15 protein-coding genes are annotated in these 12,640 nt (G+C 69.2%); 6 read left to right on the forward strand and 9 right to left on the reverse strand.

The window, feature by feature from the left end; translation table 11 throughout:
• Positions 1-45: 45 nt before the first annotated feature.
• A complete protein-coding gene (locus BDK92_RS10975; protein WP_121156614.1) occupies positions 46-672 on the reverse strand; it encodes a hypothetical protein in 627 nt (208 codons plus the stop codon).
• 413 nt (positions 673-1,085) lie between these two features.
• Here BDK92_RS10975 and BDK92_RS10980 point away from each other — a divergent pair, with 413 nt between their 5' ends.
• Both BDK92_RS10980 and BDK92_RS10985 read left to right on the forward strand, forming a co-directional pair.
• On the forward strand, positions 1,086-1,433 hold the full coding sequence (locus tag BDK92_RS10980) for a PadR family transcriptional regulator (protein WP_121156615.1): 348 nt from the start codon (positions 1,086-1,088) through the stop codon (positions 1,431-1,433).
• Entirely contained in the window at positions 1,430-2,491 is a 1,062-nt protein-coding gene (locus BDK92_RS10985; protein ID WP_121156616.1) for a hypothetical protein, read from the forward strand. Before BDK92_RS10980 ends, BDK92_RS10985 begins: the two co-directional genes overlap by 4 nt.
• A 28-nt stretch (positions 2,492-2,519) precedes the next feature.
• Here BDK92_RS10985 and BDK92_RS10990 read toward each other — a convergent pair whose 3' ends face one another.
• The gene (locus BDK92_RS10990) at positions 2,520-3,182 is read right to left on the reverse strand and encodes a TetR/AcrR family transcriptional regulator (protein WP_121161971.1); all 663 of its coding nucleotides are present in this window, start codon (positions 3,180-3,182) and stop codon (positions 2,520-2,522) included.
• Positions 3,183-3,282: 100 nt separating this feature from the next.
• Between BDK92_RS10990 and BDK92_RS10995 the strand changes: the two genes are divergently transcribed.
• Together BDK92_RS10995 and BDK92_RS11000 are read left to right on the forward strand one after the other, a co-directional pair.
• Positions 3,283-3,948 carry a lysophospholipid acyltransferase family protein gene (locus tag BDK92_RS10995; protein ID WP_121156617.1) on the forward strand — a complete coding sequence of 222 codons (666 nt, stop codon included), beginning with the start codon at positions 3,283-3,285 and terminating at the stop codon, positions 3,946-3,948.
• Between the two features lie 13 nt (positions 3,949-3,961).
• Positions 3,962-4,660: an alpha/beta fold hydrolase gene (locus tag BDK92_RS11000; protein ID WP_246016959.1), complete on the forward strand. Its 699-nt coding sequence runs from the start codon at positions 3,962-3,964 to the stop codon at positions 4,658-4,660.
• A gap of 71 nt (positions 4,661-4,731) precedes the next feature.
• Here the strand turns inward: BDK92_RS11000 and BDK92_RS11005 are convergent, their stop codons facing one another.
• From BDK92_RS11005 to BDK92_RS11025, 5 genes are all read right to left on the reverse strand, one after another.
• Complete coding sequence (locus BDK92_RS11005; protein ID WP_121156618.1) at positions 4,732-5,358, reverse strand: hypothetical protein; 627 nt, start codon at positions 5,356-5,358, stop codon at positions 4,732-4,734.
• A gap of 333 nt (positions 5,359-5,691) precedes the next feature.
• Positions 5,692-6,000: a hypothetical protein gene (locus tag BDK92_RS11010; protein ID WP_121156619.1), complete on the reverse strand. Its 309-nt coding sequence runs from the start codon at positions 5,998-6,000 to the stop codon at positions 5,692-5,694.
• A gap of 183 nt (positions 6,001-6,183) precedes the next feature.
• The gene (locus BDK92_RS11015; RefSeq protein WP_121156620.1) at positions 6,184-6,810 is read right to left on the reverse strand and encodes a hypothetical protein; all 627 of its coding nucleotides are present in this window, start codon (positions 6,808-6,810) and stop codon (positions 6,184-6,186) included.
• A gap of 331 nt (positions 6,811-7,141) precedes the next feature.
• Positions 7,142-7,942: an SDR family NAD(P)-dependent oxidoreductase gene (locus BDK92_RS11020; RefSeq protein ID WP_211349178.1), complete on the reverse strand. Its 801-nt coding sequence runs from the start codon at positions 7,940-7,942 to the stop codon at positions 7,142-7,144.
• Between the two features lie 150 nt (positions 7,943-8,092).
• Positions 8,093-9,034, reverse strand: a complete 942-nt coding sequence (locus tag BDK92_RS11025; protein ID WP_121156621.1) for a LysR family transcriptional regulator — start codon at positions 9,032-9,034, stop codon at positions 8,093-8,095.
• Positions 9,035-9,150: 116 nt separating this feature from the next.
• On the opposite strand from BDK92_RS11025, the gene BDK92_RS11030 reads away from it, so the two are divergent.
• Positions 9,151-10,413, forward strand: a complete 1,263-nt coding sequence (locus BDK92_RS11030; protein WP_170208546.1) for an MFS transporter — start codon at positions 9,151-9,153, stop codon at positions 10,411-10,413.
• A gap of 108 nt (positions 10,414-10,521) precedes the next feature.
• Here BDK92_RS11030 and BDK92_RS11035 read toward each other — a convergent pair whose 3' ends face one another.
• A complete protein-coding gene (locus BDK92_RS11035) occupies positions 10,522-11,289 on the reverse strand; it encodes a DUF2306 domain-containing protein (RefSeq protein ID WP_121156623.1) in 768 nt (255 codons plus the stop codon).
• A gap of 168 nt (positions 11,290-11,457) precedes the next feature.
• On the opposite strand from BDK92_RS11035, the gene BDK92_RS11040 reads away from it, so the two are divergent.
• Positions 11,458-12,243 carry a TetR/AcrR family transcriptional regulator gene (locus BDK92_RS11040; RefSeq protein WP_211349180.1) on the forward strand — a complete coding sequence of 262 codons (786 nt, stop codon included), beginning with the start codon at positions 11,458-11,460 and terminating at the stop codon, positions 12,241-12,243.
• A gap of 48 nt (positions 12,244-12,291) precedes the next feature.
• Here BDK92_RS11040 and BDK92_RS11045 read toward each other — a convergent pair whose 3' ends face one another.
• On the reverse strand, positions 12,292-12,639 hold the full coding sequence (locus BDK92_RS11045; RefSeq protein WP_147456958.1) for a hypothetical protein: 348 nt from the start codon (positions 12,637-12,639) through the stop codon (positions 12,292-12,294).
• Position 12,640: the final 1 nt, after the last annotated feature.

Consider the following 12,640-nt stretch of genomic DNA (forward strand, 5'->3'; position numbering starts at 1 on the left):
GCCCCCGTTCGGGGGCCCGGCTTCCGTTTCCGCTATTCGTACTGGTTACTTGGTCCAGACGTCCTGGACGATGTGGGCGGCCTGGTTCTCCCACTGCGCGTACGCGTCCGGGAACGCCGACACCTGAACCTTCTGCGCCGCCACCGTCAGCGGCAGATCCTGCCAACCGTCAACCTGCTTCAGGTTGCTCAGGAACGCCGTCGCCGCATACGTCGGGTCCGTGATCTGCTCCGGGCTACCCCAACCACTACTCGGACGCTGCTGGAACAAGCCCAGGGAGTCGTGGTCGTTCATGTCACCCAGATGACCCAGGTTCTCCAACTTCGACTCCTGCATGGAGGTGGCGACCGCGATCACGGCACCTCGCTCACCCATGCCGAGCTTCTTGGCCACATCGGTGATGGCCTTGGCGTTGTCGGTCTGGTCCTTGGAGAGGCTGATCTCCGACTGGGCACCCTGGGTGCCGTGCGGCACGAGCTTGTCCATGCCGGGCTTGCTGTCCGCAACCTGGGCGACGGTGGTCATCGCCGGGGCGGTGTGCACGGCCGGGGACGCGAACGCGTGCGACGCGGGACCGGCGACGGCGCCACCAACAAAGGCGAGGCCAGCGATACCCAGGGCGGTCTTACGAACGAACGAAGCTTCGGTAACAGCGGTGAAAGTCGTCTTCACGATGGTTCACCTTCCAATCGGGGGTACCGAGGCGCACACAAGAAAGGGGGGAAACAGGTGCGTCACTCGGGAAGAAGTACGAGGCCACAGGCCCTCATGAGGCGGGGGACACCTCGGCGCTGCTCCGGTCGTACGCGATGTATAACGACCCCACCCCCGCCAACATTCCGCCGATCATGCCCCGAACCAAGTCGATCAAGCCCGAAAACCTCGCACCGGGGACAGCCCGGCCGACCTGCGATCACGGCCGGAGCAGGCGGAGCCGTTGAGGACGCATGGCCGCCCGGATGGGGCGAATGTCCGAATATTGCCGGTGCCCCACCGCCTGTACCGGCTGCGAACAGAGGCATCCCCACCGCCGGCGCCTATGTCCGGCTACTTGCATATACTGCCAACGCGTATATGCTCCCCACATGACCGAGCCTCCCATGCGAGAGCCCACCTTCATGATCCTCACTGCCCTGGTCGAGGGCCCCCAGCACGGCTACGCGATCCTGACGGAGGTGCGACGGATCTCCGGCGGACGGGTTGAGCTCCGCGCCGGCACGTTGTACGCGGTGTTGGATCGCCTGCGCGCCGACGGGCTGGCCGAGGTTGAACGCGAGGAGCTGGTGCAGTCACGCATGCGCCGCTACTACCGACTCACCGCACTGGGCGTCCGGCGCCTGGCCGAGGAAACCAGCCGACTTCGCGACAACGCGGAAGCCGCCACCGTCCGGCTGCGACGCGCCGGCCTGCTGCTGGAGGGTGGCGCGGCATGACCCTGGAACAGACCTACCGTCGACTGCTGGCCTGCTACCCGTGGGAACACCGCCAGCAGTACGAGGAGGAGATGCTCGGCGTACTGCTCGACGACGCCGGTCCGCAGCAGCGCCACCCCCGGGCGCGTGACGTGCTCGACCTGCTCTCCGGCGCACTGCGCACCCGCACCCGGTACGCGCTCACCAACCTGTCCGGGCAACCGTGGCGGGAGGCTGCGGCCGTACTGGGCCTGCTCGCCCCACTGGCCCTGTTCGCGTACGCCGGGCGCCTCGTGCTGCTCAACCTCACCGTGGCGGCGACCAGGGGTTACTTGGCGGAGTTCAGCGCCCTGCTGACCTGGCGGTCCTGGGCTCCGGTGGCCGTCTGGCTCATGGTGGTGATACTCGCCGCGACCGGTTGGCACCGGACGGCAGCCTCACTCGCGTGGGCCGGCACCGCCCTCCAAGCGGTGCCAGAGGCTGGCGACTACGGCAACTACCAGTCGGTTTCCAGCTCGTGGACGGTGGCGCTCGCCGTGGTGGCCGCAGTAGCCCTCACCGTCGCGGCACCGCGCTCGGGCGCGACCTCGCTCGGACGTCGGTGGCTCGTCCCGCTCGCGGGCGCGGCGCTGCTCGTCGGCGCACCCACGATCACGGCCATCGTCTTGCCGAACCTGTGGACCGGGAACCTTCGCACTCCGTGGATCTTCACCAACAACGTCACCTATCTGGAGGCTCTGCTACTCGGCGTCGGCTACGCACTCGGCGCCCTCACCGTGTTGCTCACCCCGGCACCGCTACGACGGCGCCTGCTCGCGCTGCTCGCTCCGGTCGGCGCGACGCTGCTGATCACCCGGATCGGGTTCGGAGACCGGGGCTTTCTGGCCCGTACGTCCAACGGGGAAATCCCGACCGGCCTGAACCTGGCGCAGTGGTTGGCGCTGGTCCTGATCCCGCCACTGACGCTGGCGGTCGCGGTGGCGGTGGTGCACCGGCGGGAACGGTCTCTGCGCGTACCCGCCCTCAGCCGCGTCGTGGATCGGCAACCACCGTCCGCCGAGCCGGGACCAGCCTCGTAACCATCGATAACGAAAAGCGCCCCAGGAGCTAGCCCGCGATCCCGGCCGGCCGAGGCTGGGGCACGTCGGTACGGGGAGCCGGCGCTGGCCCGTACCCGCCGAGCAGGCGTTCCATTGCCCGGCGGGTACGGGCCAGCGCCTCACGGTCGCGGTGCAGCCGCAGCCCATGGTTCAGCGCCAGCATCTGACCGACCAGCTCGAACACCACCTGGTCCGGGTCGGTCCCGGCGGGCAGGTCCCCGTCGGCGACGGCGAGGCGTACGTGCAGGCGCAGGTCGCGTTCCCAGAGTCCGACGAGTCCGGCGACGGCGTCGCGTACCGGGCCGTCGCGGTCGTCGAACTCGCTGGCGGCGGCGGTGAAGAAGCAGCCACCGGGGAAGACCTCACGCTCCACGTGCGACACCCATGCCGCGCACATGGCGCGCAGGCGAGGCAGTCCGGGTGTGACGCCTTCGGTGTCGCCGGACGTTTCGCGGAAGAAGATCTCGGCGGCGGTGTCGACGACCGCCAACTGGAGGGCTTCCTTCGAACCGAAGTGGCCCAGCAGTCCGGACTTGCTCAGCCCCAGGTCGGTGGCGAGCCGGCCGATGGTGAGCCCTTCGAGACCTTCGACCGAGGCGACCTCGACACCGCGCGCCAGGATCGCGGCGCGGGTCTGACCGGCTTCGGCACTGGAACGGCGAGGGCTCACGGCGATCACTATAGCTAGCACCAAGACATTTAGCGTACGACCGTTCGGACGCTATAGTCCGGTGACACCACACCGACCCGAGCCCCCGAGGGAGCCCCCCGTGCTCTACCTGATCGTCAGAGCGCTGCTGATTCCGCTGGTCCGACTCATCTACCGGCCCGTCATCGAGGGCCGGTCGAACGTACCGATGCGGGGCCCGGTGATCCTGGCGAGCAACCACCTGTCGTTCTTCGACAGCATCGTCATCCCCCTGATGGCGCCTCGACGGGTGGTCTTCCTGACCAAGGCGGAGTACTTCCAGGGCCGTGGCCTACGGGGGCGGCTGGTGCGCTGGTTCTTCACCGCGATCGGTTCGGTGCCGGTGCAGCGCGGAGCCAACCGCGCCGCGCAGGCGTCGCTTGACGCGGCCCTGGAGGTGCTCACCGCCGGTGACGCCTTCGGCATCTACCCCGAAGGAACGCGCTCGCTCGACGGGCGGCTCTACCGGGGCCGGACCGGTGTCGGGTGGCTGGCGTTGACCGCCCGCGTACCGGTGGTGCCGGTGGCGCTCAAAGGCACCGACCGCATCCAACCCGTCGGCAACCGGCTGCCGAGGATCAGCCGGGTGACCATCCGGTTCGGCACTCCGCTGCACTTCGGCCCCGAGCACGGCGAGGCAACCTCCGCGATGGACCGGCGCCGGGCAACCGACGAGATCGTACGGGCGATCGGCGCCCTCTCCGGCCAGGAGTACGCCGCCAGCTACAACGACCCGGCCAAGGTGTAGCTACCCTGCAAGCGTGGGCAACCAACAACTGCTCGATGTCGGCGGGATACAACTGGGTTACCGGACCTCGGGCGATCCCGACGCGCCCGCGATGGTGCTGCTGCACGGCGGTGGCCGCGACGGGTCGACCTGGGACGCGACGCTCACCGGGTTCGCCGACCAGTGGCGGGTCTACGCCCTGGACCTTCGCGGACACGGGCTCAGCGACCGGCCAGGCCGCTACTCGGCCGAGCTGATGCGGGACGACCTGCTCGGATTCCTCGACGGGCTGGGGCTGGGTCGAGTAACGCTGATCGGGCACTCACTCGGCGGCGTGGTCGCGTACCTCTTCGCGGCGGCGTACCCGGATCGGGTCGAGGCGTTGGTGCTGGAGGAGACACCGCCTCCGGTCCCCCTCGGCCTGAACGTTCCGCAGCGCCCGGACGGGCCGCTCCCCTACGACTGGGCCGTACGCCCTGCGGTCATCCGGCAGCTCAACGCGGCAGATCCGAGCTGGCGGGAGGCGCTACCGCGGATCACCGCGCCGACCCTGGTCATCGCCGGAGGGTCGGCCAGTCACCTGCCGCAGGATCAGATCGCGGAGATGGCCGCCCGCCTGCCGGCTGGTCGGCTGGTCACCATCCCGGCCGGACACCAGGTCCACGGCAACCAACCGGCCGAGTTCGTCGCCGAGGTCCGAGCCTTTCTGGGCACGGACACCAGGATCAGCTGACTTCCGGGTACGCGAAAAGCCGGGCCCCTGGTCGGGGCCCGGCTCGTGTTCGCTGTGCTTGTGCTGGTTGCTTACTTGGTCCAGACGTCCTGGACGATGTGGGCGGCCTGGTTCTCCCACTGCGCGTACGCGTCCGGGAACGCCGACACCTGAACCTTCTGCGCCGCCACGGTCAGCGGCAGGTCCTGCCAGCCGTCGACCTGCTTCAGGTTGCTCAGGAACGCCGTTGCGGCGTAGGTCGGGTCGGTGATCTGCTCCGGGGTACCCCAGCCACTACTCGGACGCTGCTGGAACAGGCCCAGGGAGTCGTGGTCGTTCATGTCACCGAGGTGACCCAGGTTCTCCAACTTCGACTCCTGCATCGAAGTAGCGACCGCGATCACCGCACCACGCTCACCCATACCCAACTTCTTGGCCGTGTCAGTAATGGCCTTGGCGTTCGCGAGCTGATCCTTGCTCAACGAGATCTCCGACTGGGCACCCTGGGTGCCGTGCGGGACGAGCTTGTCCATGCCGGGCTTGCTGTCCGCCACCTGGGCGACGGTGGTCATCGCCGGGGCGGCGTGCACGGCCGGCGACGCGAACGCGTGCGACGCGGGACCGGCGACGGCGCCACCAACAAAGGCGAGGCCAGCAACACCAAGAGCGGTCTTACGAACAAACGAAGCTTCAGTAACAGCGGTGAAAGTCGTCTTCACGATGGTTCACCTTCCAATCGGGGGTACCGAGGCGCACACAAGTAAAGGGGGAAACAGGTGCGTCACTCGGGAAGAAGTACGAGGCCACAGGCCCTCATGAGGCGGGGGACACCTCGGCGCTGCTCCGGTCGTACGCGATGTATAACGACCCCACCCCCGCCAACATTCCGCCGACGGCCCCCGCAACCAAGTCGATCAAGCCCGAAAACCTCGCATACCGAACTCCCAGGACGGCCGTCGTCAACATTTCGACGGCACACGAAAGGGGCCACCCATCCCGGATGGCCCCTTTGGGTCGCGCAGGTAGCAGACGAACCGCTACCACCGAAACGGCTAGCGCCCCTCCTGCGGAGCATGCTCCGGTTGCTGAGGGGCGACCGGCTGTGCGGCCTGATCCCGCTTCTCGCTCCAGCTCTTCACTGCCCGGACGGTGAGCAGCACCGGAAAGATGAAGGCATAGAAGAAGATCCGGTAGGTTCCGCCTTCGAACAGGAACTCCAGGTAGAAGCCGTAGCCGAAGAATCCAAGACCGACCACGACGGTCAGTACGCGGGCCCCGACGCCCTGACCACTGAGCGCCGCACCGACGGCGACGAGAAGCAGTCCACTGACCATGAGCAGGATCGTGTAGGCATCAAACATGATTTCCCCGTGGTAGTCGCTTGATCAACTACCGCAACCTAGGGGTCTCCGGGCCAGGGGGCAAGATCTTTACAGGGTGCCCATCGCGACACTCCAACCGCAGCAGCACAGACGCCGCTGGCCGGGCCCCCTGGAACGGGGGCCCGGCCAGCGGCCGTTCTGCTGTCTGTCCTACCTGGTTGCTTACTTGGTCCAGACGTCCTGGACGATGTGGGCGGCCTGGTTCTCCCACTGGGCGTACGCGTCCGGGAACGCCGACACCTGAACCTTCTGCGCCGCCACGGTCAGCGGCAGGTCCTGCCAGCCGTCGACCTGCTTCAGGTTGCTCAGGAACGCCGTCGCGGCGTAGGTCGGGTCCGTGATCTGCTCCGGGGTACCCCAACCCGACGACGGGCGCTGCTGGAACAGACCCAGGGAGTCGTGGTCGTTCATGTCACCGAGGTGACCCAGGTTCTCCAGCTTCGACTCCTGCATCGAGGTGGCGACCGCGATCACGGCGCCTCGCTCACCCATGCCGAGCTTCTTGGCCGTGTCGGTGATGGCCTTGGCGTTAGCGAGCTGGTCCTTGCTCAACGAGATCTCCGACTGGGCACCCTGGGTGCCGTGCGGCACCAGCTTGTCCATGGCCGGCTTGTCACTGGTCACCTGCGCGACGGTGGTCATCGCCGGGGCGGTGTGCTCGGCCGGGGCCGCGAACGCGTGGCTCGCGGGACCGGCGACGGCGCCACCAACAAAGGCGAGGCCAGCAATACCAAGAGCGGTCTTACGAACGAACGAAGCTTCAGTAACAGCGGTGAAAGTCGTCTTCACGATGGTTCACCTTCCAATCGGGGGTACCGAGGCGCACACAAGAAAGGGGGGAAACAGGTGCGTCACTCGGGAAGAAGTACGAGGCCACAGGCCCTCATGAGGCGGGGGACGCCTCGGCGCTGCTCCGGTCGTACGCGATGTATAACGACCCCACCCCCGCCAACATTCCGCCGATCATGCCCCGGACCAAGTTGATCAAGCCCAAAAACCTCGCACCGGGGACATCCGGCACGGGTGACGAGACGTGTCCGCTCCGGGTGCCTGCCCCAGCAGGCCCGAGGCGTTCACTCGAGCCGGACCCATCCCGTCCCCGACCCGGACATCGGGGTGACTACGGGATGATCGCGTCGACGTAGCCGCCGTCTACGCGTACGGCCGCGCCGGTGGTGGCGGAGGCGAGCGGGGAGGCGAGATAGGTGACCAGGTTGGCGATCTCCTCGGGCTCGATCAGCCGCTGGAGCAGGGACTGCGGGCGGTGCAGCCGCATGAACTCGTGCTGGGCCTCGTCCCACGGCAGGCTCTTGTCCACGAGTTCGTAGACGAAGTCCTCCACGCCGCCGGTGTGGGTGGGCCCGGCGATGACCGCGTTGACGGTCACACCGGTGCCGGCGGCGGCTTTGGCGAATCCCCGTGACACACCGAGCAGGGCGGTCTTCGAAACCCCATAGTGGATCATCTCGGCGGGGATCACGACCGCCGAGTCGCTGGCGATGTACTGGATCCGGCCCCAGCCGCGTTCGATCATCCCGGGAAGGTAGGAACGGCTGAGCCGGACCGCGGCGAGCACGTTCACCTCGAAGTAACGACGCCACTCCTCGTCCGAGATCTCCAGCGCCGGTCGGGACCCGAAGATGCCGAGGTTGTTGACCAGGATGTCGACGGCCGGCAGCAGGTCGAGGGCGCGCGCCGTACCCTCGTCGCTGGCGACGTCGGCGGCGACCTCGACCACGTCCGCCTCGGGGACCGAGGTACGCAACGTCTTCGCCGCCTCCTGGACGCTGGCGGCGGTACGACCGTTGATCGCCACCCGGGCGCCGGCCCGGGCGAGACCGGTGGCGATGGCGGCGCCGATGCCCTGCGTCGAACCGGTGACCAACGCGGTCTTACCGGTGAGGTCGATGTTCACGGTCATGGCCGTCCTTCTCGTCATGCGTCCCGCGCCGCCCCCGGTTCGGGCGACGTTTCCGGCAATCTGCACCGTAACCTCGCCGGCGGTATCCGGCAGGGCGAGCGATGACAGAGCGGGCCCGCTCCCGGCCGAGCAGTCGGGACCGACGGCGGGTCAGGAGCCGGGTCGACTCGGTGGCTGAGGCGTCGACGGTGGCTCGGTGGCCAGGGCATCGGCGCTGGCCTGACGTTGAGCGGTGGCGAGCAGTGCGCGGGCGGGGGCGCCGAGACGCCGATCGGCCGGGGCGGCGATCGAGGTACGGAAGACCGGGCCGTGCCGTACGGGTATCAGGCGCAGGTCCACGTCCTTGACGATCGCGCTCGGGGGCACGAAGGCGATGGCGAGCCGGTGCCGTACGAAGTCGATGAGGCTGCCCAGGTCACCGACCTCGTAACGGACGGTGCGGGCCACCTCGGCGGCGGCGAAGGCGCGGTCGGTGGCGATCCGGTTGCCCCAGTCGGGCGGGGTGTCGACGAACGTCTCGTCGGCCAGGTCGCCCAGTTCGACCTCGGCGCGGTCGGCGAGCGGATGGTCGGAGGCGCAGACCAGCGGCATGTTCTGGGCGTCCAGCGGGAGCAGGTCCAGCCCGGCCGCCGATCCGGTGGGCAGCGCCAGGTACGCCAGGTCGAGGCGTCCGCTGCGCAGGTCAGCCGCGTGCGCGGCACTGGCTCCGACCCGCAGTTCCACCTCGACGCCGGGGTGTTCGGCCCGGAACTCGGCGAGGAGGCGGGCCACGCTCACCGCCGAGGCGCGCTGGGCCTGCATCATCCCCAGCCGTACGGTCCCGCGCAGACCACCGCGGAGCTGGTCGACCACCTCACGGGCGCCGGCCGCGGCGGCGAGCGTACGGCGTGCCTCTGGCAGCAGTAGCCGGCCGGCGTCGGTGAGCTGGACCCGGTGCGTGGTCCGTTCGAAGAGCGGCACGCCCAGTTCCCGTTCGAGGTTTCGTACGGCGGCGGAGACAGCGGACTGGACCACCCGGAGCCGGTCGGCGGCCCGGGTGAAGCTGCCCTCTTCGGCGACGGCCGTGAAGGTGGCGAGGTGCCGGAGTTCCATCCTCCGTGTTTATCACGGATCAAGATAATCGATAGAAGTTTTCTTCGTGGCCGGCGATTACTTACCGGACCATGATCGGAGTCGACTCACACGGCTTCAGACGAGGTGCTCCGAACATGTCCTCAACCAGCACGAACCTCAGCGCCGGGCGGTCGGCACGCGCCCACGGCCGAGGTTTCTGGGCGGTCGCGCTCGCCTTCCTGGCGATCATGGCGCTCGGCACCCTGCCGTCCCCGTTGTACCCGCTCTACCAGCAGCAGGACCACTTCTCCACGTTCACCATCACGCTGATCTACTCGGCCTACGCGGCCGGGGTGTTGGTCAGCCTCTTCACCGCCGGGCACATCTCCGACTGGCACGGCCGGCGTCGAGTGCTGGCCCCGGCGGTGGCGGTCAGCGCCCTCAGCGCCCTCGTCTTCCTGCTCTGGCCGGAGCTGCCCGGCCTGGTCGTCGGCCGGGTGCTCGGCGGCATGGCCGTCGGGGTGGTGGCGGCCACCGCGACGGTGTGGCTGGCGGAACTGCACCGCGCCCACCGCCCGGACGCCTCGCCCCGGCGGGCACAACTTGTCGCGTCCGTCGCCAACCTCGGCGGCCTCGGGCTCGGCCCGCTGATCGCCGGCCTGCTCGCCGAGTACGCCCCGCACCCGCTGCGACTGCCGTACGTGGTGCTGCTGGTCGCACTGGCGCTGGCCCTGGTCGGCGTACTGCTCTCCCCGGACAGCCGGGAACTGCCGAACCCCCGCCCCCGCTACCGGGCGCAGCGAATCTCGGTGCCGGCCGCCGCCCGGAGCCGGTTCTACGCCGCGCTGGCCGGCGCGTTCCTCGCCTACGGCGGTCTCGGCGTGCTCGTCGGGCTCTCCGGCACGTTCCTCGCCGGCACCCTGCACCACCCCTCCCGGGCGCTCGCCGGTGCGGCGGTCTTCCTGGTCTTCGCCGCCGGTGTGGCAGTCCAGCTGACCACGCTCAACTGGTCGATCCGGCGCAGCCTGGCGGTCGGCATGGTCGGCCTGGTGGCCGGCGTCGGTCTGCTCGTGCTCGCCGCCTGGCTACCCACGCCCAGCCTGACCGTCTTCCTGGTCGGCGGGGTACTGACCGGCGTCGGGGCCGGGGCGCTGTTCAAGGGCACGCTCGGCACCGCGGTCGCCATTTCCAACCCGGAGAGCCGCGCGGAGGCGCTGGCCGGGCTCTTCCTCGCCGGCTACCTCGGGCTGTCCGTACCAGTGATCGGGATCGGGATCGCGTTGCAGCACGTCAGTGCACGGGTGGCGCTGCTCGGCTTCGCCGTACTCGTCACGCTCGGGGTGGTGGCGGTCGCCCGCCGGCTGCTGGACGACCCACGCCCGGCCACCGCGGTCCGGCCCGTGGTCACGACGCACTGATCCGGGGGGATCGGCCCCGACCGGCCGGGCAGCGTGGCCCGGCCGGTCGGCGAACAGGGGCGGTGCACCCGCGTCCCCGGGGCGCCACCCCTGTTCGCCGTGGGCCGCCTACCCGGTACGCCCGCCGGTGGCGAGTCGCTGCCGGTGGGCGGGCGACTCGGTCCGGTCCAACCACCACTGCGAGACGAGCAGCGGGACGGTCCAGCCGACCCAGGTGGTGATGCCGGCGATCGTCCAGCTCAGCAGTTCCTCGCTGCCGCCAAACGTGGTCTCCAGTTGCGGCGCGAGCGCCAGGTACGCGAAGACGCCCCAGATCCGGTTGGTGATGATCGAGGCAGTGAGCGCGAAGCTGCGGATCATCCAGCGCCGGTGGTCGGCGTAGCGTCGCTGGCGGGCCATCCGGTAACCGACGACGGTGCAGGTCAGCCAGAGCGCGGCGAGCAGCACGTTGCTGACCCGAGCCACCGGCCCGTAGGGGCTGACCGCGCCGATGGTCAACGCCATGATCCCGGCCGGCAGCACGCCGCCGAAGACGTACACCCGGCCGATGACCCGGTGCGCGGTGCGGTAACGCTGACGGAACCAGGGCCAGATCTGGAGGCAGGCCGTCAGCAGCGCGATCGAACCGAAGGTGACGTGCCCGACCAGGATCGGGTAGTGGGCGGCGGTGAGCCACTCCGGCTGCGGCACCCGGGACTGGGTCGGGTCGAAGGTCAGGTACGGCGGCAACGAGAACGCCACGAAGACGATCGACAGGACGGCGAGCGGGGCGATCCAGGGGCGTCGCCACCAGCGGCGTGGCCTGCGGCTCGGTGCGGGGGTGGGCGGCTGGTCGGGCTGGGGACCGGTGCTGGGCGTCTCGGTGATCGTGGTCATGGCGGGGCTCCTGTCTGCTCGCCGGCAGCTGCGGAACGCGGAGGGATCGCACCGGCGGGGACCTGATCGGAATGTTGCCGAGTACGGCGTACGCGATGCGTATGCCGTACGCACTGCGTAGGGTATACGCATCGCTAGGATGATCGCATCCAGGAAGGTGGCGGAGATTTGGCTTCGGCAGACAGCGACGACGAGATCCCCCGGAGCCTCCGGGTCCTCTGGGGACGGACCGACCGGCGCCCCCGAGCACCGCAACCGGCACTCAACCTGGACCGCATCGTCGCCACCGCCATCGAGATCGCCGACACCGACGGCATCGGCGCACTCTCCATGGCCCGCCTCGCCGAGCGGCTCGGCTGCGCCACCATGTCGCTCTACCGACACGTGGCCAACAAGGAAGAGCTACAGGTGTTCATGATGGACGCCGCCCCCGGCGATCCGCCGGACATCCAGACCGCCCCCGGAGACTGGCGCGCCGGGTTGGAGCGCTGGGCCCGGGAACTACAGGCCGTCTACTACCGACACCCGTGGATCCTTCAGATCACCGCCGGTCACCCACCACTGGAGCCGGGTCAGCTCGCCTGGCTCGACTGCGGTCTGCGTACGCTCACCGGCACTCGACTGGACCCGCAGGAAAAGATGAAGGTCATCCTGCTGGTGCTGAACTACGTACGGGGAGAGGCGCAGATCGCCCTGACCCTGCATCAGGCAACCGGCCCGGAAGACCACACCGACCACGATCGGCAGATTTGGTACGGGCGGATGCTGACCAAGCTGGTGGACGCCGAGCACCTTCCCGCGCTGGCCGAACTCTCCACCGCCGGCACCTTCGATCCGGGCAGGCTCGAAGCCCACCAGCCGCCGTTCGACTTCGCCCTGGCCCGGATCCTCGACGGCCTCGAAGTCCTGCTCCGGTCCGAGACCTTGCCCCCGGGCCGCCAGGCGGGACCGTGACGGGGACAAGACTTCCCCGCCCCGGTGCACCCGGCGGAAGCCGCCCGGTCAGCTCCGGACGAGCTGCTCGCGAGCCGAATCAAGTGCGAAGCGCATCGAACCGGCCGCCCCGTCGGGCCGCCAGCCCTCGGCCAGACCGGCCCGGACCACCCGCTCGACAACTGCCGGAGTGATCGGCTCCAGCTCCATCACCTCGGCGATCCGCTCGGGCGGCGCGGTGATGATCAGCCCGAAGTTCAACCACGGGTCGTCGAAAGCCACCCGGACGTCCAGCCGGCAGCCGCGCCCGTTGGCGCCGCCCCACACCCGGAGTTCCACGTGGCTCTCCCCGCCCGAGCGGACCAGCCAGCGGTAGTCGGCACCATCAACATGAATCCGGCGCAGCCTGCGTCCCATC

The sequence above is a fragment of the Micromonospora pisi genome (assembly GCF_003633685.1).
GTDB classification, from domain to species: Bacteria; Actinomycetota; Actinomycetes; order Mycobacteriales; family Micromonosporaceae; genus Micromonospora_G; species Micromonospora_G pisi.